General features: G+C 63.8%; 20 protein-coding genes. 14 read left to right on the top strand and 6 right to left on the bottom strand.

From position 1 onward, the window contains the following. On the top strand, window positions 1-687 hold a 687-nt coding region (locus HFK74_RS26690), incomplete at its 5' end, for an aldehyde dehydrogenase family protein (protein WP_180206095.1). 108 nt (window positions 688-795) lie between these two features. On the opposite strand, the gene HFK74_RS26685 is transcribed toward HFK74_RS26690, so the two are convergent. Continuing rightward, entirely contained in the window at window positions 796-1,032 is a 237-nt protein-coding gene (locus HFK74_RS26685; protein ID WP_180206094.1) for a hypothetical protein, read from the bottom strand. 178 nt (window positions 1,033-1,210) lie between these two features. Here HFK74_RS26685 and HFK74_RS26680 point away from each other — a divergent pair, with 178 nt between their 5' ends. From HFK74_RS26680 to yghX, 6 genes are all read left to right on the top strand, one after another. Further along, entirely contained in the window at window positions 1,211-2,974 is a 1,764-nt protein-coding gene (locus HFK74_RS26680) for an L-lactate permease (protein WP_180206093.1), read from the top strand. A 244-nt stretch (window positions 2,975-3,218) separates the two neighbouring features. Continuing rightward, window positions 3,219-4,718 (top strand): glycolate oxidase subunit GlcD, encoded by a 1,500-nt coding sequence (gene glcD, locus HFK74_RS26675; protein ID WP_180206092.1) that lies wholly within the window; start codon window positions 3,219-3,221, stop codon window positions 4,716-4,718. After that, window positions 4,718-5,782, top strand: coding sequence for a glycolate oxidase subunit GlcE (gene glcE / locus HFK74_RS26670; protein WP_180206091.1), 1,065 nt, complete (start codon window positions 4,718-4,720; stop codon window positions 5,780-5,782). Before glcD ends, glcE begins: the two co-directional genes overlap by 1 nt. Window positions 5,783-5,785: 3 nt before the next feature. Beyond that, window positions 5,786-7,006 (top strand): glycolate oxidase subunit GlcF, encoded by a 1,221-nt coding sequence (glcF, locus tag HFK74_RS26665; RefSeq protein WP_180206090.1) that lies wholly within the window; start codon window positions 5,786-5,788, stop codon window positions 7,004-7,006. 18 nt (window positions 7,007-7,024) lie between these two features. Beyond that, window positions 7,025-7,426 (top strand): heme-binding protein, encoded by a 402-nt coding sequence (locus HFK74_RS26660; RefSeq protein WP_180206089.1) that lies wholly within the window; start codon window positions 7,025-7,027, stop codon window positions 7,424-7,426. Window positions 7,427-7,570: 144 nt separating this feature from the next. Next, on the top strand, window positions 7,571-8,458 hold the full coding sequence (yghX, locus tag HFK74_RS26655) for a YghX family hydrolase (RefSeq protein WP_180206088.1): 888 nt from the start codon (window positions 7,571-7,573) through the stop codon (window positions 8,456-8,458). Between the two features lie 693 nt (window positions 8,459-9,151). On the opposite strand, the gene HFK74_RS26650 is transcribed toward yghX, so the two are convergent. From HFK74_RS26650 to HFK74_RS26640, 3 genes are all read right to left on the bottom strand, one after another. After that, a complete protein-coding gene (locus HFK74_RS26650) occupies window positions 9,152-9,805 on the bottom strand; it encodes a peroxiredoxin (RefSeq protein WP_008061088.1) in 654 nt (217 codons plus the stop codon). Window positions 9,806-9,910: 105 nt separating this feature from the next. Next, window positions 9,911-10,855: an aldo/keto reductase gene (locus tag HFK74_RS26645; RefSeq protein WP_180206087.1), complete on the bottom strand. Its 945-nt coding sequence runs from the start codon at window positions 10,853-10,855 to the stop codon at window positions 9,911-9,913. Window positions 10,856-10,865: 10 nt separating this feature from the next. Further along, on the bottom strand, window positions 10,866-12,143 hold the full coding sequence (locus HFK74_RS26640; RefSeq protein WP_180206086.1) for an NTP/NDP exchange transporter: 1,278 nt from the start codon (window positions 12,141-12,143) through the stop codon (window positions 10,866-10,868). A gap of 52 nt (window positions 12,144-12,195) precedes the next feature. Between HFK74_RS26640 and HFK74_RS26635 the strand changes: the two genes are divergently transcribed. Next, entirely contained in the window at window positions 12,196-12,984 is a 789-nt protein-coding gene (locus tag HFK74_RS26635; protein ID WP_180206085.1) for an alpha/beta hydrolase, read from the top strand. Between the two features lie 233 nt (window positions 12,985-13,217). Here the strand turns inward: HFK74_RS26635 and HFK74_RS26630 are convergent, their stop codons facing one another. Both HFK74_RS26630 and HFK74_RS26625 read right to left on the bottom strand, forming a co-directional pair. Next, on the bottom strand, window positions 13,218-13,646 hold the full coding sequence (locus tag HFK74_RS26630; protein ID WP_180206084.1) for a molybdopterin-binding protein: 429 nt from the start codon (window positions 13,644-13,646) through the stop codon (window positions 13,218-13,220). Window positions 13,647-13,736: 90 nt separating this feature from the next. Next, window positions 13,737-14,525 (bottom strand): DNA-binding transcriptional regulator, encoded by a 789-nt coding sequence (locus tag HFK74_RS26625; protein ID WP_180206083.1) that lies wholly within the window; start codon window positions 14,523-14,525, stop codon window positions 13,737-13,739. 134 nt (window positions 14,526-14,659) lie between these two features. Here HFK74_RS26625 and HFK74_RS26620 point away from each other — a divergent pair, with 134 nt between their 5' ends. From HFK74_RS26620 to dmpG, 6 genes are read left to right on the top strand one after another with little or no spacing between them, the layout of a single operon-like run. Then, window positions 14,660-16,318: a bifunctional 3-(3-hydroxy-phenyl)propionate/3-hydroxycinnamic acid hydroxylase gene (locus HFK74_RS26620; RefSeq protein ID WP_180206082.1), complete on the top strand. Its 1,659-nt coding sequence runs from the start codon at window positions 14,660-14,662 to the stop codon at window positions 16,316-16,318. A 1-nt stretch (window position 16,319) separates the two neighbouring features. Beyond that, window positions 16,320-17,273 (top strand): 3-carboxyethylcatechol 2,3-dioxygenase, encoded by a 954-nt coding sequence (gene mhpB, locus HFK74_RS26615; protein ID WP_180206081.1) that lies wholly within the window; start codon window positions 16,320-16,322, stop codon window positions 17,271-17,273. Between the two features lie 15 nt (window positions 17,274-17,288). After that, a complete protein-coding gene (locus tag HFK74_RS26610; protein WP_180206080.1) occupies window positions 17,289-18,167 on the top strand; it encodes an alpha/beta fold hydrolase in 879 nt (292 codons plus the stop codon). 14 nt (window positions 18,168-18,181) lie between these two features. After that, the gene (gene mhpD, locus HFK74_RS26605) at window positions 18,182-18,970 is read left to right on the top strand and encodes a 2-keto-4-pentenoate hydratase (RefSeq protein WP_180206079.1); all 789 of its coding nucleotides are present in this window, start codon (window positions 18,182-18,184) and stop codon (window positions 18,968-18,970) included. 12 nt (window positions 18,971-18,982) lie between these two features. Continuing rightward, window positions 18,983-19,918: an acetaldehyde dehydrogenase (acetylating) gene (locus tag HFK74_RS26600; RefSeq protein ID WP_180206078.1), complete on the top strand. Its 936-nt coding sequence runs from the start codon at window positions 18,983-18,985 to the stop codon at window positions 19,916-19,918. A gap of 11 nt (window positions 19,919-19,929) precedes the next feature. Continuing rightward, on the top strand, window positions 19,930-20,940 hold the full coding sequence (gene dmpG, locus HFK74_RS26595; protein WP_180206077.1) for a 4-hydroxy-2-oxovalerate aldolase: 1,011 nt from the start codon (window positions 19,930-19,932) through the stop codon (window positions 20,938-20,940). The last annotated feature ends 61 nt before the right edge of the window (window positions 20,941-21,001 follow it).

Below are 21,001 nucleotides of genomic sequence, written 5' to 3'. Positions count from 1 at the left end.
CTGGGCGGCAAGGCCCCGGTGATCATCTTCGACGACGCCGACATCGACGCCGCCGTCGAGGGCATCCGCACCTTCGGTTTCTACAACGCCGGCCAGGACTGCACCGCCGCTTGCCGCATCTATGCCCAGGCAGGCATCTACGAGAAATTCGTCGAGAAGCTCGGCGCGGCCGTCAGCAGCATCAAGTACGGCTTGCAGGACGATCCATCGACCGAGCTCGGCCCGCTGATCACCGCGCAACACCGCGACCGCGTCGCCGGTTTCGTCGAGCGCGCCGTGGCGCAGCCACACATTCGTTTGATCACGGGCGGCAAGGCCGCCCCGGGCAATGGTTTCTTCTTCGAACCGACGGTGCTGGCCGACGCCCGGCAGGACGACGAAATCGTGCGCCGCGAAGTGTTCGGGCCGGTGGTGTCAGTGACTAAATTCAGCGATGAAGCGCAGGTGCTGGGTTGGGCCAACGATTCAGACTACGGCCTGGCGTCCTCGGTGTGGACCGCCGACGTCGGCCGCGCCCATCGCCTGTCGGCGCGCTTGCAGTACGGCTGCACCTGGGTCAACACGCACTTCATGCTGGTCAGCGAAATGCCCCATGGCGGGCAGAAGTTGTCCGGGTATGGCAAGGACATGTCGATGTATGGGTTGGAGGATTACACCGTTGTGCGGCATGTGATGTTCAAGCATTAACCCCCCTCTGTAGGAGCGTGGCTTGCCCGCGAAGGCGGTCGGTCTGATACACCGCGTCGCCTGGTTCGCCGGCAAGCCTGGCTCCTACACCCAATCCCCGGCCATGCGTTACAAGGTTCTCTGGCTATTGCCGATGCCCTTGGCAATGTCGATTGCCCAGTCCATCGCCGCTTCCATGTCCAGCATGTGCGGTTTTGGATCGTGGTTTTCGTCAATGACCGAGCCGTCCGGTCGGTAGACACCGATGAACATGCCCAAGGAGCCGTCCTTCAGTATCTCGGCCTTGACCTTGATGCTGCATCCGTTCGAAAGCGTCTCCTTGTGCTCCACATGGCGCTCAGTCATTACTGCTTTCCTCCCGCGGCTGATTTCGACCTACCCGCAATGCTAGCTCAGGCGCCTGCCAAGCGCTGATCGAGGCGACGGCGACCGCGCCCTGACAGCGGCGCAATGCCACCTATACTAGAGGCCACCTCCCCCCCCCAGGGGCTGCACTCCCAACAATAAAAAGCAGAGGTGGAACATGGTCTGGCAGCAAATCTACGATCCGTTCAACAACCCGGTGCTTTCTACCCTCATGGCCGCCGTGCCGGTGGTGGTGATGCTGGCAGCCCTCGCGTTCTTCCATGTCAAGGCACACCTGGCGGCACTGCTCGCCCTGGCCTCGGCGCTGGTGATCGCGATTTTCGCTTTCGGCATGCCCGCCGGCATGGCGGGGTCGGCCGCATTGTACGGCGCCGCCAACGGTTTGCTGCCCATCGGCTGGATTGTGTTGAACATCATTTTCCTGCATCGGCTGACGACCGAGAACGGCTCGTTCAAAGTACTGCAGGACTCCCTGGCGCGAATCACCGACGATCGCCGCCTGCAACTGCTGCTGATCGCCTTCTGCTTCGGCGCCTTTTTCGAGGGCGCCGCGGGGTTCGGCACACCGGTGGCGGTGACCGGCGCGATCCTCATCGGCCTCGGCTTCTCGCCGCTGGCCGCCTCGGGCCTGGCGCTGATCGCCAACACCGCCCCCGTGGCCTTCGGGGCCCTGGGGACACCGATCATCACCCTGGCCAAAGTCACCGGGCTCGATGAAATGGAGCTGTCGATGATGGTCGGACGGCAACTGCCGTTCTTCTCGGTGATCGTGCCCTTCTGGCTGATCTGGGCTTTCGCCGGCTGGCGCAAGATGCTGGAAATCTGGCCGGCGATCCTGGTGACCGGGGTTAGCTTTGCCGTTCCGCAATTCATCGTGTCCAACTATCACGGGCCGATGCTGGTGGACGTGATCGCCGCGCTGATCTCCATGGCCTGCCTGACGGGTTTCCTGAAGGTGTGGAAACCGGCCAGCGTGCATACCTCTGCTGCCCTGTCCGGGCGCGTCGACAACTCGGCCATCGCCGAGGAGCATGACGAAAAGCCGATCGCCAGCGCCACCTTTGCCAGCGATGCCAAGCCAGCGGTAATGCGCGCCTGGATGCCGTGGATCATCCTCACCGTGTTCGTTTTCGCCTGGGGTACCCAAGGCTTCAAGAACATGTTCGACACCCGCCCGGCGATCGATCCGGCCACCAGCACGGCCAAACTCGACCCCCAGGGTAAACCGCTGCGCGAGGCCAACCCGATTTTCGCCCCGATCCTGACCTTCACCACGATTCACCAGCACATCGAAAAGGTTCCCCCCGTGGTGCCTGCGCCGAAAACCGAAGAGGCGATCTACAAGTTCACCTGGTTTACCAGCACCGGCACCGGCATCCTGCTGTCGGCGATCCTCGGTGGGCTGTTGATGGGCTACTCCATCCCGCAGTTGATTCACCAATACCTGCGCACGCTGTGGGTGGTGCGCTACTCACTGATCACCATTACCGCGATGCTCGCCCTGGGCTTCCTGACCCGCTACTCGGGGCTGGACGCGACCATGGGCCTGGCCTTTGCCGCAACCGGGATTTTCTATCCGATGTTCGGCACCCTGCTGGGCTGGCTCGGCGTGGCCCTGACCGGCTCGGACACCGCCTCCAACGTGCTGTTCGGCGGCTTGCAAAAAGTCACCGCCGAGCAACTGGGGCTCAGCCCGGTGTTGATGGCCGCCGCCAACAGTTCTGGCGGGGTCATGGGCAAGATGGTCGACGCCCAGTCGATCGTGGTCGCCTCCACCGCCACCCGCTGGTACGGCCATGAAGGGGAAATCCTGCGCTATGTGTTTTTCCACTCGATCGTCCTGGCGATCCTGGTCGGCGGCTTGGTGACGTTGCAGGCCTACGTGGCTCCGTTCAGCCATATGGTGGTGGGCGGTCATTGATCGCAGAACCCGGGCAATACACTTAAGCGTGGGAGCTCACATTTGTGGCGAGGGGATTTATCCCCGTTGGGCAGCGAAGCGGCCCTCAGCATCCGTCCAAACAGAACGAGTTGTTGGCATTTACGACTGCTTCGCAGCCGAACGGGGATAAATCCCCTCGCCACAAATGTGGGGCCCCGCGCCCAAGTGACCAGCATTACGGCAATCGCCCGGGCTTTCATGAACGGAGTATCGTAAAACGACTATGAATATTCTCTACGATGAACGCGTTGATGGCGCTCTGCCAGACGTCGACAAGGCCGCCTTGTTGCAGGCCTTGCGCACGCAACTGCCCGATCTGGAGATCCTGCACCAGCGCGAAGAACTGAAACCGTACGAATGCGACGGGCTGAGCGCTTATCGCACCACGCCGATGCTGGTGGTGCTGCCACGCGAGATTGCCCAGGTTCAGGGCGTATTGCGCCTGTGCCATGAACGCCGGGTCCCGGTAGTCGCCCGGGGCGCCGGGACCGGTCTGTCTGGCGGTGCGTTGCCCCTGGAAAAAGGCGTGCTGCTGGTGATGGCCCGCTTCAACCAGATTCTGCAGATCGACCCCGTCGCCCGTACCGCCAGGGTGCAGCCGGGGGTGCGCAACCTGGCGATTTCCCAGGCCGCCGCACCGTTCGGCCTGTACTACGCGCCCGACCCGTCCTCGCAAATCGCCTGCTCCATTGGCGGTAACGTTGCCGAAAACGCTGGCGGCGTGCATTGCCTGAAGTACGGACTGACCGTGCATAACCTGCTCAAGGTCGACATCCTCACCGTCGACGGCGAACACCTGACCCTGGGCTCCGACGCCCTGGACTCCCCAGGCCTGGACCTGCTGGCCTTGTTCACCGGCTCTGAAGGCATGCTCGGGGTGATCACCGAAGTCACGGTCAAGCTGCTGCCCAAGCCGCAGTCCGCCAAGGTGCTGCTGGCGGCGTTCGACTCCGTGGAAAAAGCCGGCCGCGCCGTGGGCGACATCATTGCTGCCGGCATCATTCCCGGGGGCCTTGAGATGATGGACAACCTGGCCATCCGCGCCGCGGAAGACTTTATCCACGCCGGTTACCCGGTGGAGGCCGAGGCCATCCTGCTGTGCGAACTCGACGGCGTCGAAGCCGACGTGCGGGACGATTGCGACCGCGTGCGCCAAGTACTGCAACAGGCCGGCGCCACTGAAGTGCGCCAGGCCAAGGATGAGGCCGAACGCGTGCGCTTCTGGGCCGGGCGCAAGAACGCCTTTCCGGCGGTGGGCCGCCTGTCACCGGACTACTACTGCATGGACGGCACCATCCCGAGGCGTGAGCTGCCGGGCGTGCTCAAGGCCATCGCCGAACTCTCGGCCGAGTACGGCCTGCGGGTGGCCAACGTGTTCCATGCTGGCGACGGCAACATGCATCCGCTGATCCTGTTCGATGCCAATACACCGGGCGAACTGGATCGCGCCGAAGCCCTGGGCGGCAAGATCCTCGAGCTGTGCGTGAAGGTCGGCGGCAGCATTACCGGTGAACACGGCGTAGGCCGGGAAAAGATCAATCAGATGTGCGCGCAGTTCAACAGCGATGAGCTGACCCTGTTCCATGCGGTCAAGGCGGCATTCGACCCCGGCGGCCTGCTCAATCCCGGCAAGAACATCCCGACCCTGCACCGTTGCGCGGAGTTTGGCGCCATGCACGTACACGCCGGACAACTGCCCTTCCCTGACCTGGAGCGTTTCTGATGCACCCACCTGCTGATCTCGATGACAGCACTGCGCTGCTGGACCAGGTCAACCAGGCGTTGGCCAACGCCACGCCGCTGCGCATTCAGGGCGCCAACAGCAAGGCGTTCCTGGGCCGCGTGACGGCCGGAGAAATACTCGATACACGATCGCACCGGGGCATTGTCCGCTATGACCCGACCGAGCTTGTGATCACTGTGCGCGGCGGCACGCCACTGGCGGAATTGACCAAGGTACTGGACGCCGCGCAGCAGATGCTGCCCTGCGAACCGCCGGCCTTCGGCGATGACGCCACCGTCGGCGGCATGATCGCTTGCGGGCTGTCGGGCCCTCGTCGGCCGTGGTCGGGGTCGGTCAGGGATTTCGTGTTGGGCACACGGGTGATCACCGGGCTGGGCAAGCATTTGCGTTTCGGTGGCGAGGTCATGAAGAACGTCGCCGGTTACGACCTGTCGCGCCTGATGGCCGGCAGTTACGGCACCCTGGGCCTGATCACCGAGGTCTCGCTCAAGGTCCTGCCCAAGCCCCGGCAGGCCCTGAGTATCAGCCTGCAAATGAGCGCCGAGCATGCCCTGCTGCGCCTGGCGGAATGGGGCCAGCAACCGCTGCCGATCAGCGCCGCGTGCCATGACGGTGAGTGCCTGCACCTGAGGCTCGAGGGCGGAGAAGGTTCGGTAGCGGCGGCCCATGATCGCCTCGGCGGCGAGGTGCTCGACCCTGCGTATTGGGCCGATCTCAACGAACAGCGCCTGGCGTTCTTCGACGAAGACCAGCCACTGTGGCGCGTGTCCGTGCCCAACAACACACCACGCCTGTCCCTGCCCGGTCGGCAACTGATCGACTGGGGCGGCGCCCAGCGCTGGCTCAAGTCCGATGCCCAGGCCAAGTTCATTCGCCAGGTCGTCGCCGAGGCTGGCGGGCACGTCACCTGCTACAGCCACGGGCTCACCGACACGCCCTTCCAGCCGCTGCCCGACGCGCTGCTGCGTTACCACCAGAGTCTCAAGCGGCAACTCGACCCCCAGGGCATCTTCAACCCCGGACGCCTGTACGCGGAGTTATGAATCATGCAGACCACCTTGAGCGAACGCGCCCGCCGATTGCCCCGTGCCGAAGAAGCCGACAGCATCCTGCGCACCTGCGTGCACTGCGGGTTCTGCAACGCCACCTGCCCGACCTATCAATTGCTCGGCGATGAACTCGATGGCCCGCGCGGGCGCATCTACTTGATCAAACAGGTGCTGGAAGGCAATGAGGTCACGGAAAAAACCCAGCAGCACCTGGATCGCTGCCTGTCGTGCCGCAACTGCGAGACCACCTGCCCTTCGGGGGTCGATTACCACAACTTGCTGGACATCGGCCGGGCCGTGGTCGATGCGGCGGTGCCGCGTCCGATCGGCCAGCGCCTGTTGCGCGAGGGGCTGCGTACGCTGGTGCCGCATCCAGACCTGTTCAAGCACCTGGTCAACAGCGGCCAGACATTACGCGCGCTGCTGCCCGGCACCCTGCAAAGCAAGCTGCCGCGCAACCTCCCGGCGCCCAAGCAGCGTCCCGCACCGCGCCATGCCCGGCAGGTGCTGATGCTCGAAGGATGCGTGCAACAGGCCCTGTCGCCCAATACCAACGTGGCCGCCTCCCGGGTACTGGACCGACTGGGCATCAGCGTCATGCCGGCTCGCGAGGCCGGGTGTTGCGGTGCCGTGGATTATCACCTGGACGCCCAGGCCGCCGGCCTCGATCGCGCCCGGCACAACATCGACGCCTGGTGGCCGGGCATTGAACAAGGTGCCGAAGCCATCGTGCAAACCGCCAGCGGTTGCGGTGCTTTTATCAAGGATTACGGGCATCTGCTCGAACGCGACCCGGCCTATGCCGACAAGGCCAGGAGGGTCAGCGCGCTGGCCCGGGACCTGGTGGAAGTCTTGCGCGATGAACCGCTGGAACAACTGGGCATCCACAACGCTCACCGCGTGGCGTTCCATTGCCCCTGCACCTTGCAGCACGCGCAAAAACTCGGTGGCGCGGTGGAAAAACTGCTGATCCGCCTGGGATTCAACCTCACCAGCGTTCCCGACAGCCATTTGTGCTGCGGTTCGGCGGGCACCTATTCGCTGACCCAACCGGAACTGGCCCGGCAACTGCGCGACAACAAGATGAATGCCCTGGAAAGCGGCTACCCTGAAGTCATCGTCACCGCCAACATCGGCTGTCAGTCGCACCTCGACGGCGCGGGCCGAACCCCCGTGCGGCACTGGATCGAACTGGTCGAAGACGCCCTGTCCCAATAGCGCCCAATGGAGAACGCCATGAACCACAAAGCCGTCCTGAGCCAGGCTGAAGTCAGCCAGATACTCGCTGCCGCGCGCACCGAAGCCCAGGCCAACCAATGGCCGGTGACCATTGTCGTGGTCGATGACGGCGGCCATCCCCTGGCCCTCGAACGCCTCGATGGCGCGCCGCCCATCAGTGCCTACATCGCCACCGAAAAAGCCCGCACCTCGGCCCTGGGTCGGCGTGAATCCAAAGGCTATGAAGAGATGGTCAATGGCGGGCGTACGGCCTTTCTCTCGGCCCCGCTGCTGACTTCGCTCGAAGGCGGGGTGCCGATCACGGTCGACGGCCAGGTGATCGGCGCGGTCGGGGTGTCCGGGGTCAAGGCCGAACAGGATGCACAAGTGGCGAAAGCCGGGGCGCTGTGCCTGCAATGACATTTGGCATGTCCCCCTGTAGGAGCTGGCTTGCCAGCGAAGGCGCCGGGTCAGTCGACAGAAGTGTTGAATGGAAGACCGCATTCGCTGGCAAGCCAGCTCCTACACAGTTTGTGTTCAACAGGTTGAAGAGGAAGCGCACCGATGACCCGTCTCACTGCAAAGGACTTTTCCCCGCAACTGCTGGAACTCTACGACTACTACGCCCATGGCCTGATCAACCGGCGCGAATTTCTCGACCGCGCCGCGCTGTTCACCCTGGGCGGATTGACCGCCAGTGCACTGCTGGCGTCCCTGAGCCCGGACTACGCCCTTGCCGAACAGGTCGAGTTCACCGACCCGGACATCATCGCCGAGTACGTGACTTACCCCTCGCCCAAGGGCAACGGGCAGGTGCGGGCCTATCTGGTGCGTCCGGCAAAAGCCGCCGGCAAGGTTGCGGCGGTGGTGGTCGTACATGAAAACCGTGGGCTCAACCCTTATATCGAAGACGTTGCGCGGCGCCTGGCCAAGGCCGGTTTCATCGCCCTCGCCCCGGATGGCCTGAGCTCGGTCGGCGGCTACCCGGGCAACGACGACAAGGGCCGTGCGCTTCAGGAAAAGGTCGACCCGCAAAAGCTCATGAATGACTTCTTTGCCGCCGTCGAGTGGATGATGAAGCATCCCGATTCCAGTGGAAAAGTCGGCATCACCGGGTTCTGTTATGGCGGTGGCGTCACCAACGCGGCAGCCGTGGCTTACCCGGAACTGGGTGCGGCGGTGTCGTTCTACGGCCGGCAACCGGACGCCAAGGATGTGCCCCGGATCAAGGCGCCGGTGATGCTGCACTTCGGTGAACTGGATACGCGAATCAATGAGGGCTGGCCCGCCTATGAGCAGGCGTTGAAGGCCGGTGGCAAGACCTATGAAGCCTATATCTATCCCGGCGCCAACCATGGCTTTCACAACGACTCCACGCCGCGTTACGACGAGGCGGCGGCGAAGCTGGCGTGGGAGCGGACGCTGGGGTGGTTTCGTAAATATCTGGTGTGATTGAAGGCCGTCCTGTGTGCCGTAATGCTGCTCACTTTTTTGGGGAGCTGCTGGCGTTGGATTGGGTGTATATCCATTCCTGCGGTAACGGCGACTTATGGTTTCGCTCTTACAGCGAGTCACTTGGAAAAGCCCCAAGTAACCAAGGGCTCTTACAGCCGACCTGATCGGGAGCCGTACGCATTCCCCTTGTAGGAGCCTGGCTTGCCGGCGAAGAACGATAATGCGGTGTAACAGACACACCGCAGCGCCTGGTTCGCCGGCAAGCCTGGCTCCTACAGGGGATCAGGTACAGCCGAAGAAGTCAGGTCGGCTGTAAGGCCGCCTCGCTTTGGCTTTTGATTTGGGTGCCCCGTTAACCACGATGGCCGAACGCAGGCATTGCGCAGTGGGGAAACCGGCAGGACGCCGGTTTAGCCGCGCTGGGCCAGGGATGGCCCATCGCGGCGACCCACGGAGCAATGGCCTTCGTTATGGCATGCCGAGCCCTAGCGAGGCACCGAGTGGTGGGGCAAAGCCTTTTGCTTACTTTTTGCTGGGCCGGCACTCCGGCGTTTGGAAAAGTGAGTTGCCGTAAGGGCGAAATCCTAGGTGGCCGTTACCGCAGCAACGGATATCCCCCCAATACAGTTCTTATATCATCCCCCTGCACACCGCCCCCGCAGGAGCGGTGTACAGGTCACCCACCAGGGCCTACTTGGGTTGCGGCACCACGCGCAAATACGGTTTCAGGGTCTTGAAGCCATCCGGATACTTCTTCCTGGCATCCTCATCGGAAACCGACGTCGGAATGATCACGTCCTCCCCCGGACGCCAGTTCACCGGCGTGGCGACGGTGTGCTTGGCGTTCAGTTGCAGCGAGTCGAGCAGGCGCAGTACTTCGTCGAAATTACGCCCGGCGCTCATCGGGTAGATCAGCATCGCCTTGACCTTCTTGTCCGGGCCGATGATGAACACCGAACGCACCGTGGCGTTGTCCACGGCGGTACGTTGGCCGCCGCTGGCATTGGGGTGAATCATGTCATAGAGCTTGGCCACCACCAGGTTGTCGTCACCGATCATCGGATAGTTGACCGCATGCCCCTGGGTTTCCTCGATGTCGCCGATCCAGGCATGGTGGTCGCTGACCGGATCGATGCTCAAGCCGACGACCTTGGTGTTGCGTTTGTCGAACTCCGGCTTCAACCGGGCCATATAGCCAAGCTCGGTGGTGCAGACCGGGGTGAAGTCTTTCGGGTGCGAGAACAGGATCGCCCATTTGTCGCCAATCCATTCGTGGAAGCGGATCGGCCCTTCGGTACTGTCGGCGGTGAAATCCGGTGCCTCATCGCCAATGCGAATAGTCATGTTCGATCTCCTTTTGGGTAATGGTCGGGGATGTCTTGCATGCTCAGGTTTTTCGAAACTCAATCAGTGTAGTCAGGAACCCGCCTGGCGGAACCGGCCCTGGTATCAATCCACCAAAGCGATCAACTGATGACGCTGTGCATCGGTGAGCATCGGGCCGAAACCGGCGCTGGCGTTTTCCGTCATGTAGCGCGGGTTGCCGGTGCCGGGGATGACGCAGGTCACCGCCGAATGCGACAACAGGAACTTGAGGGCCAGGGGCGGCCAGCTCTTGATCCCGACTTGCGCGGCCCAGCCGGGCAATGGTTTGCCCTTCAACCGCGCGATCAAGTTACCGCCACCGAACGGCCGGTTGCAGATCACGGCCACGCCGCGGTCGCGACACAGTGGCAGGATGCGTTTCTCGACGGCGCGATCATCCAGCGCGTAGTTGATCTGCAGGAAGTCCAGTGGCTCGGCCTTGAGCAGCGCCTCCACTTCGTCATAGGCCGACGCGGTGTAATGAGTGATGCCGATGTAGCGAATGCGCCCTTCTTCCTTCCATTGGCGCAAGGTCGGCAGATGGCTTTGCCAGTCCAGCAGGTTGTGGATCTGCATCAGGTCGATGCGGTCGGTCTGCAGCAGACTGAACGATTGCTCCATCTGCGCAATGCCTTCCTCGCGCCCACGGGTCCACACCTTGGTCGCCAGGAAGGCCGGCGATCGTGGCTCGTGAATCGACAGCAGCTCGCCGGTGGTCTGCTCGGCGCGGCCGTACATCGGCGAGCTGTCGATGACCTTGCCGCCCTTTTCGAACAACGCGTCAAGCACGGCGGGCAAGCTGCGGTACGCAGGATCCGAAGGCGCCACGTCGAAGCCGCGATAGGTGCCCAGGCCGACAGCGGGCAAAGGCTCTTTGCTGGAAGGAATGACGCGGGTCATCATGGTCTTGCCTCCTGTTCCCGCCGCTGGCGAGGTTTGCGCACCGCTCGGGCCGAGCGTGAAGACCGCCGGTGCAGCGGCAGCCAGCGTGAGTATTTGCCTGCGGGTCAAACCTTGGGCATGGCTCATGACGTTTCCTTCACCGGTGGCCCGGCTCCTGTGGTCCAGCTTCGGCCATTCGCGCCTGGCGCCTGGCCAGCCACAGGCACAACCCGCCCCACACGCCCGCCACCGGCACGACCGCCAGCGCAACCAGGCCAAAGCCCGCGCCCAGGGCCGTCAAACCGGCCGACAGCCAACCACTGGCGGCATCACCGCCACGATAGACCAGGGTTTCGATCACATTCTTGGCCTTGTACTTCTCTTCACGGCTGACCACCGTCCACAGCACTTCCCGCGCCGGCCGCACAATGCCGAACTCCACCGCGCGGCGCAGTCCCTGGGCCAGTGCCACGCTGGCCGGCACCGGCGCCAGCGCCATGGCGCAAAACGCCACGACGGTCGCCAGGGGCAACGTCAGCAGCGCGCCACCGATGCCCAGCAGGCGGATCAACGGCGCCGTCAGCAGCAACTGGCAAATCAAGGTCAGCGCCGACACCAGCAAATCGACCACGGCGAAAAATTGCGTCCTGCTGCCTACATCAGCGTAGCTGCCAGCGACGATCCGTCCCTGCTCGAAATACAACAAAGTCGCGGCGCTGGTGTGCAGCAGCATGAAGGCCACCAACCCCAATAGATACGGCGAGTGCAGGATCAGCGTGATCCCGGCGAACATGCTGCCGCCCAGGCGCCGTTCGTCCAATAACCGGTTTCCCTGCTGCGATTGCGTCTGCGCCAGCAGCCCCCGATAGCACCGTACCGCCAGCTCCAGCAGCAGCGCCGCACCGACGGTCAGCGCCAGCGGGCCCAGACGAGTGGCCATGGTCGCCGCCAGCAAGGGCCCGATGAAGGTGCCCAGGGTGCCGCCAGCCGCGATGCAGCCGAACAGCCGGCGCCCTTGCTCGCTGGAGAAGCGGTCGACCAGCACGCTCCAGAAAATCGAGACGATAAACAGGTTGTAGAGGCTGATCCAGACAAAGAACACCCGCCCGACCGTCACCGGTGCGACGTGGTTGCCGATCAACAGGCCAAACACCAGCATCGACACGGCAATCACTCGGTAGATCAACGGCACGAACCGCGTGGCCGGCAGGCGCGATGCCAGCGCGCCAAACACCGGCACCATCAGCAGCATCACCGCGAAGGTGGCGGTGAACAGCCACTGCAATTGGTCGACGCCGCCTTCAAGCCCCAGGGCATCGCGCAACGGTCGTACCAGGTAATAGCTGGCCAGCACGCAGAAATGGAAGGCGAAACCCAGGGCCAGGGCCGCTCTTTCCGCAGGCAACACGTTGAGCCACTTGAGCGCGATGGGCATCGGTGCCCTCCTATGCCGCCAGCTACACTTTGACGGCACCCCGGAGCCGTCAATGTCGCCCACTAACGTTAGCCGAATGTCCCGAACCCTGGTGTTACTCGTCGTCATCGCCGCTGCGCTGTACCTGGCGCTCTGCGCGGCCCTGTTCGTGTTTCAACGCGCGCTCATCTACTACCCGCAGCCCCGCGCCGTCGACGCGCCCGGGACGTTGCTGACGTTGCCGGTGGACGAGGCCCAGGTGCTGGTGTCGGTGCGCCCGCATGCAGGCCCCAAGGCGCTGATTTACTTCGGCGGCAATGCCGAGGACGTCTCGCGCAGCCTGCCGGCGTTCGACCGGGCCTTCCCCGACCATGCCCTGTACCTGCTGCATTACCGTGGCTATGGCGGCAGCAGCGGCTCCCCCTCCGAAGAAGCCCTTGCCCGCGATGCCATGACCTTGTTCGACAAGGTCTACGCCGAGCACCCGCAGATTGCCGTGGTCGGGCGCAGCCTGGGTTCGGGGGTTGCGGTGCGCCTGGCCAGTTATCGGCCGGCGACAAGACTGCTGCTGATTACGCCGTACAACAGCCTGGAGGAGCTGGCTGTGCGCCAGTTCCGCTGGCTTCCGGTGCAGTGGCTGCTGAAGGATAAATTCGAATCCTGGCGCTACGCCGCGCACATCACGGTGCCGACGCGCCTGATTGCCGCTGAGCACGACGAAGTGATTCCAGACGCAAGCACCCGGCGGCTCTACAGCCATTTCCCTCCGGGCGTGGCGACGCTGCAGGTGATAGCGGGCACCGGGCACAACTCGATCGGCAACAGCCCTGAATACCTCAAGGCGCTGGAGGATGGTTTGTAACTAACTGTCTGTAGGAGCCAGGCTTGCCGGCGAACCGAAGCACTGCGGTGTATCTGTAAGACCGCGTTATCGTCCTTCGCCTGTAGGAGCCAGGCTTGCCCGCGAACCAGTCGCCGCGGTGTATCTGCAAGACCGCATCATCGTCCTTCGCCTGTAGGAGCGAGGCTTGCCCGCGAACCAGGCGCTGCGGTGTATCTGCAAGACCGCGTTATCGTTCTTCGCCGGGTTCGCCGTCAGGCCGGGACGCCCAGGATGATGTGGGAAGCCTTGATCACCGCCGTAGCGCTGACACCCGGTGCCAGCCCCAGTTCTGCGACGGCGTCGCGGGTCACGATCGAATACACCTTCGCACCGCCCGCCAGCTCGATCACCACTTCGGCGTTGACGGCGCCGTCGTTGACGCTCAGCACCTTGCCCTGCAGGCAGTTACGCGCCGAGAGGCGAATGTCGTCGGACTCGGTCATCAACATCACCCACGGCGCCTTGATCAGGGCGATCGCTGGCTTGCCGACGGCAATCCCCAGGTTCTTGATGCTCTCCATGGTCACGACGGCCACCAGTTGCTCACCGCCGGGCAGGGTCAGGCTCACCTCGGCATTGACCGCGCCGGCCTGGACGTGACTGACCTGGCCTTTGAATACGTTGCGTGCACTGACTTTCATGAGAAGCATCCTTGTTGACTTTGGAGTTAGGTTTTGCCGCGATCATCGGGAAAACGCTGTATAGAAACAACCATAGCGTCATCGAAGAATTCAGGCAGATGAGCCGACCAACTGGTCCTGGATCTTCTGCACCACCCCTTGCATCGCCGGCAGGTAGCGGCGGGCCGCTTCCTCGACGGACATCGCCTTGGCAATGTAGACCAGATTCAGGCACCCCATCAGCCGCGCCTCAAAGGTGATGGGTATCGCAATGGCCGCAATCTTGCGTTCCTGGCCCCAATGCGAGTTGTTTTCGCCATAACCCCTGGCGACGGTGTGCTGCACCAGCCGTTCGACAAAACGCCGATCGGCGGCCAGCGCCGATTGTTCGTCGTCACGGCTGATCATCAACTCGATCAGCTCTTCGCGCTCGGCAGGCGGACAGAACGCAAAGTAGGCGCGCCCGGTGGCGGTCATCAGCAACGGCAGGCGCCGGCCGACCATGGAGCGGTGGAACGACAGGCGGCTGAAGCGATGAGTGGTTTCGCGAATGACCATGGCATCACCATCCAGCGTACACAGGTCCGTCGGCCAGACCACCTCCTGCAACAACTCGCCGAGCAGCGGCGCGGCGATCGAGGAGATCCATTGCTCATCGCGAAATCCCTCGCTCAATTCGCGCACCTTGAGGGTCAGGCGATAGCTGTCGTCCGAATCGCTGCGCCGCACGTAACCCTCGGCCTGCAAGGTTTCCAGCAGCCGCCGGACGGTGGTCCGATGCAGTCCGCTGCGCTCGGCCAGTTGCGCGGTGCTCGCCCCGCCGTCGAAGCGATTCAAGCTGTTGATCAGGGCCAGGCCACGCATCAATCCCCGCACGGACTTGTATTCTGTCTCGCTCACTGATCGCTCCTTTTTTGTTGTAAATCAACGATGTGCACCCAGTGCACACTAGCAAGGGTTGTCGTTGTCCACCAGTACCGCGATTCCCATACTGCGCCCAACAAGAAATCCAAAAGCGCTGTATGGAGATACCCATGAGTCCTGCACCCTCGCCCTCCACGCTGGAACTGAGCACCGACGTCGCCATCGTCGGCGCCGGTCCGGTCGGATTGATGATCGCCAACTACCTGGGCCAATGCGGCGTGAACGTCACCCTGGTGGAAAAGCTCGACCGCCTGATCGATTATCCCCGCGCCATTGGCCTGGATGACGAAAGCCTGCGCACCTTCCAGGCAGTCGGCCTGGCCGAAAACGTACTGCCGCACACCACCCCCTGGCACGCCATGCGCTTCCTCACGCCAAAAGGTCGCTGCTTTGCCGACATCCAGCCCCGCACCGATGAGTTCGGCTGGTCACGACGCAACGCGTTCATCCAGCCCCTGGCCGACCGGGTGCTGTACGAAGGCTTGCAGCGCTTCAAAAACGTCAAGGTGCTGTTCAGCCGCGAGCTGCAAAGCTTCGTGCAGGACGATAGCGCCGTGGTGCTCAACCTCAAGGACCAGAACGGCCGCGAAGAACGCCTGCATGCCCGCTACCTGATCGGCTGCGACGGCGGCAACAGCCTGGTGCGACGCAGCCTGGACATCAGCTTCGAAGGCAAGACCGCGCCCAACCAGTGGATCGTCGTCGACATCGCCAACGACCCGCTGGCCACGCCGCACGTTTACCTGTGCTGCGACCCGGTGCGGCCCTATGTGTCCGCCGCCCTGCCCCACGGTGTGCGTCGTTTCGAATTCATGGTCATGCCCGGCGAAACCGAAGCCGAGTTGAGCAAGCCCGAGAACATGCGCAAGTTGCTGGCCAAGGTGCTGCCCGACCCCGACCGCATCGAGCTGATCCGCAGCCGCGTCTATACCCACAACGCGCGCCTGGCCGGTCGATTCCGTCAGGGTCGGGTGCTGTTGGCCGGCGACGCCGCGCACATCATGCCGGTGTGGCAGGGCCAGGGTTACAACAGCGGCATGCGCGACGCCTCGAACCTGGCGTGGAAGCTGTCGCTGGTGATCAAGGGCCTGGCCGCCGACAGCCTGCTCGACAGCTACGAACAGGAACGCCGTGACCACGCCAAGGCCATGATCGACCTGTCCGTGCTCGCCGGCCATGTCCTGGCGCCGCCCAAGCGCTGGCAAGGCACCCTGCGCGATGGCGTGTCCTGGCTGCTCAACTACGTGCCACCGGTCAAGCGCTACTTCCTGGAGATGCGCTTCAAGCCGATGCCGCAATACACCCGTGGAGCCTTGATCGCCCCCCACGACAAGTCCTCTGCCGTAGGCAAGATGTTCATTCAACCACGGGTGCTCACCGAAGCGGGCGACACCCTGTTGCTCGATGAAGTGATCGGCAAGCATTTCGCGATCATCGCCTGGGGCTGCGACCCGACCTGGGGCTTGAGCGCCGAGCAGATCGAACATTGGCGGGCCCTGGGCACACGGTTTATCCAGGTGCTGCCGGACGTCCAGCTCAAGGCCGCCAGCGATGCCAGCCCCGGGGTGATTCGCGTCGGCGACAGCAGCGGTCGCCTGAAGGAGTGGTTCGCCCGCGGTTCGGCATCCATCGCCCTGGTGCGCCCGGACCGTTTCCTCGCCGGCCTGGCCATCCCGCAAACCGTCGGCCAGGCCTGCGATGAGTTGGCCCTGGCGCTCAAGGCACTGCCGCAACCGGCCGCGACGACCGTCGCCAGCCAGGTGGCTTGAGATGAGCGCATATCTGCACTGTCTGTCGCACACCCCGCTGGTGGGCCACGTCGACCCGACACCCCAGGTGCTGGCCGAAGTCGACGCGATGACCGCCGAGGCCCGCGAGCGCATCGCGCGCTTTGCCCCACAACTGATCGTGCTGTTCGGGCCGGACCACTACAACGGCTTTTTCTACGACGTGATGCCGGCGTTTTGCATCGGCATGGCGGCCGATGCCATTGGCGATTTCGACACGGCCGCCGGCCCCTTGGACGTACCCAAGGCGCTCGCCGAAGCCTGCGCCCAATCGGTCCTGGATGCAGGCGTCGACACCGCCGTGTCCTACCGCATGCAGGTCGACCACGCGTTTGCCCAGCCCCTGGAACTCTTGCTCGGCGGCTTGCAAGGCTGCCCGGTGATTCCGGTGTTCATCAATTGCGTCGCCGTGCCCCTGCCCGGTTTCAAGCGGGCCCGGCTGCTCGGCGAAGCCATCGGCCGGTGGGCGAAGTCGCTGGACAAGCGCGTGCTGTTCCTCGCCTCCGGTGGCTTGTCCCACCAGCCACCGGTGCCGGAACTGGCCAAGGTCGATGCGCGCATGGCCGATCGCCTGATGGGCAGCGGTCGCCAGTTGCCGGCCGATGAACGCCAGGCGCGGCAGAACCGGGTGATTCAAGCCGCCCGGGACTTCGTCGACGACCAGCACAGCCTGCATCCCCTCAATCCGACGTGGGACCAGGGTTTTCTCGACACCCTCGAACAGGGTCGACTCAACGACCTCGATGCCCTGGGCAATGACCAGTTGTCGGCCCTCGCCGGCAAGTCCACCCACGAAGTGAAGACCTGGGTCGCCGCCTTCGCCGCGCTGTCTGCGTTCGGCCCCTATCGCACCGAAGGTCGCTACTACCGCCCGATTCCCGAATGGATCGCAGGCTTTGCCGCCCTTGGCGCCCAGCCGCTGAACAACAACCACTGATTCCGAGGAACAGTCATGACTGCCATTGCGTTCACCGAAGCCACCACCAGCCGCTTTGCCCGTATCAAGGAAGGCGACCTGGACCTGCAACTGCATTACAACGACGTCGGCCACAACCCTGAAAACCCGAGTGTCGAAACCGTGGTCATGCTCCACGGTTCTGGCCCCGGTGCCAGCGGTTGGGCCAACTTCCACCGCAACATCGACCCCCTGGTAAACGCCGGCTACCGCGTGATCCTCATGGACTGTCCAGGCTGGAGCAAGAGCGACCCGATCGTCTGCGACGGCTCGCGCTCGGACCTCAATGCCCGTGCGCTCAAAGGCCTGCTCGACGTCCTCGACCTGGACCGCGTGCACATCCTCGGCAACTCCATGGGCGCCCACAGCAGCGTGGCGTTCGCCCTCGCCAACCCGCAGCGGGTCGGCAAACTGGTGCTGATGGGGGGTGGTACCGGCGGCCCGAGCGCCTTCGTTCCACAGCCCACCGAAGGCATCAAGTTGATCGGTGCGCTGTACCGCGACCCGACCATCGACAACCTGAAGAAGATGATGAGCGTATTCGTCTTCGACGCCAGCAGCATTTCCGACGATTTGTTCCAGACCCGCCTGGACAACCTCCTCGCGCGCCGCGATCACCTGGAGAATTTCGTCAAGAGCAGCACCCTCAACCCCAAGCAATTCCCGGACTTCAGCCACCGCCTGCATGAAATCAAGGCGCAAACCCTGCTGGTCTGGGGTCGCGAAGACCGCTTCGTACCCATGGACACCGGCCTGCGCCTGCTGGCCGGCCTGCCCGAGGCGCAATTGCACGTGTTCAACCGCTGCGGCCACTGGGCCCAGTGGGAACACGCCGAGACGTTCAACCGCCTGGTCCTGGACTTCCTGACCCACTGATGACAGAGGCCGACATGCTCCCTACTCAAGAAACCCTGGAACAACTCGCCGCCGGCCTGCGCCAGGCCCAAGCCCGCAACGAGGCGATTGCCCCGCTACGCGAGCAGATTGGCGAAGACAACGCCGCAGCCGCCTACGCCATCCAGCGCCTGAACATTGCCCATGCCCTGGCCGCCGGTAACCGCGTGGTCGGCCGCAAGATCGGCCTGACCAATCCCAAGGTCCAGCAGCAACTGGGGGTCGATCAGCCAGACTTCGGCACCCTGCTCGCCGACATGCACTACACCGACAACGAAACCGTACCGATTGGCCGCGTCATGCAGCCGAAGATCGAGGCGGAAATCGCCCTAATCCTCGAACACGACCTGCCAAGCCCCGAGACGGCTTTCGACGACGTGCTGGCGGCCACCGGCTGGGTGGTCCCGGCCCTGGAAATCGTCGGTAGCCGGATCCAGGGCTGGAACATCCGCTTCGTCGACACCGTGGCGGACAACGCCTCCAGCGGATGTTTTGTGCTGGGGGAAACGGCACGTCGCATCGACGGGCTCGACCTGAGCCTGGCCAGCATGCGCATGACCCGCAACGGCGAAGAAGTCTCCAGCGGCAGCGGTGCCGAATGCCTCGGTCATCCCCTCAATGCCGCCGTCTGGCTGGCCTGCACCATGGCGCGCCTGGGCGATCCGCTGCGGGCCGGCGACATCATTCTGACCGGCGCACTCGGGCCGATGGTCGCGGTCGCTGCCGGTGATCGTTTTGAAGCCGAGATCGAGGGTATCGGTCGTGTCGCGGTCGACTTTGCATAAGGGGCAACAATCATGAACAAACTCAAAGTCGCCATCATCGGTTCCGGCAACATCGGCACCGACCTGATGATCAAGATCCTGCGCAACGCCCAGCACCTGGAAATGGCGGTGATGGTCGGCATCGACCCGGCCTCCGACGGCCTGGCCCGCGCCCAGCGCATGGGCGTGGCCGTCACCCACGAAGGCGTCGAAGGCCTGACCCGCATGGAGCAATTCAAGGACATCGACTTCGTGTTCGATGCCACCTCGGCCGGCGCCCACGTGAATAACGATGCGTTCCTGCGCGCGATCAAGCCCGGCATCCGCCTGATCGACCTGACGCCCGCGGCCATCGGCCCGTACTGCGTGCCGGTGGTGAACCTGGAGCAGAACCTCGAGCAGCTCAACGTCAACATGGTCACCTGCGGTGGCCAGGCGACCATCCCCATGGTCGCGGCAGTGTCGCGGGTGGCCAAGGTGCACTACGCCGAAATCGTTGCCTCGATCGCCAGCAAATCCGCCGGTCCCGGCACCCGCGCCAACATCGACGAATTCACCGAAACCACCTCCAAGGCCATCGAGGTGATCGGCGGTGCGAGCAAGGGCAAGGCGATCATCGTGATGAACCCGGCCGAGCCACCGCTGATGATGCGCGACACGGTGTTCGTGCTGTCCGAGGCGGCGGACCAGGCGCTGGTCGAAGCCTCGATCGTCGAGATGGCCGCCGCCGTGCAGGCCTATGTGCCGGGTTATCGCCTGAAACAAAAGGTGCAGTTCGACGTGATTCCCGAAGACGCGCCGCTGCACATCCCCGGCCTGGGCCAGTTTTCCGGCCTTAAGACCTCGGTGTTCCTCGAAGTCGAAGGCGCCGCCCATTACCTGCCAGCCTACGCCGGCAACCTCGACATCATGACCTCCGCAGCCTTGGCCACCGCCGAGCGCATGGCGCAGTCGATGCAACCAGCCTGAGGAGCATTTTGATGAACGGTAAGAAACTCTACATCTCCGACGTGACCCTGCGCGACGGCAGCCATGCGGTTCGCCATCAGTACTCGCTGCAGAACGTGCAGGACATCGCCCGCGCTCTGGACAAGGCCCGCGTCGACTCGATCGAAGTGGCCCACGGCGACGGCCTGCAAGGCTCGAGCTTCAACTACGGCTTTGCCGCGCACACCGATCTGGAATGGATCGAGGCTGCGGCCGACGTGATCAGCCACGCCAAGATCACCACCTTGCTGCTGCCCGGGATCGGCACCGTGCATGACCTGAAAGCCGCCTACAACGCCGGGGCCCGGGTGGTGCGCATCGCCACCCATTGCACCGAGGCCGACGTCTCGAAACAGCACATCGAATACGCCCGCGAGCTGGGCATGGACACCGTCGGTTTCCTGATGATGAGCCACATGATCCCGGCCGAGCAGTTGGCCGCCCAGGCCAAGTTGATGGAAAGCTACGGCGCCACCTGCGTGTACATGGCCGACTCCGGTGGCGCGATGAACATGCAGGATGTGCGCGAGCGTTTCCGTGCGTTCAAGGCGGTGCTCAAGCCGGAGACCGAAACCGGCATGCACGCCCACCACAACCTGTCGCTCGGCGTGGCCAACTCGATCACTGCGGTCGAGGAAGGCTGCGACCGCATCGACGCCAGCCTCGCCGGCATGGGTGCCGGGGCCGGCAACGCGCCGCTGGAAGTATTCATCGCCGCCGCCGAACGCCTGGGCTGGAACCACGGCACCGACCTGTACACGTTGATGGACGCCGCCGACGACATCGTGCGCCCGCTGCAGGATCGTGCGGTGCGGGTCGACCGCGAGACCCTGGCGCTGGGCTATGCCGGGGTCTATTCGAGTTTCCTGCGCCACGCCGAAATCGCCGCCGCCAAGTACGGACTCAAGACTCTCGACATCCTCGTCGAGCTGGGCAAGCGGCGCATGGTCGGTGGCCAGGAAGACATGATCGTCGACGTCGCGCTGGATCTGCTCAAGCGCTGACGCCACCGGCCTTTGTAGGAGCTGGCTTGCCAGCGAAAGCGGTCCGTCAGTCAATGCCTCC

It is taken from the genome of Pseudomonas sp. SbOxS1 (assembly GCF_013416725.1).
GTDB lineage: Bacteria > Pseudomonadota > Gammaproteobacteria > Pseudomonadales > Pseudomonadaceae > Aquipseudomonas.
Note: the sequence above shows the minus strand (reverse complement) of the source record. Positions and strands in the feature narration are given on the sequence as shown.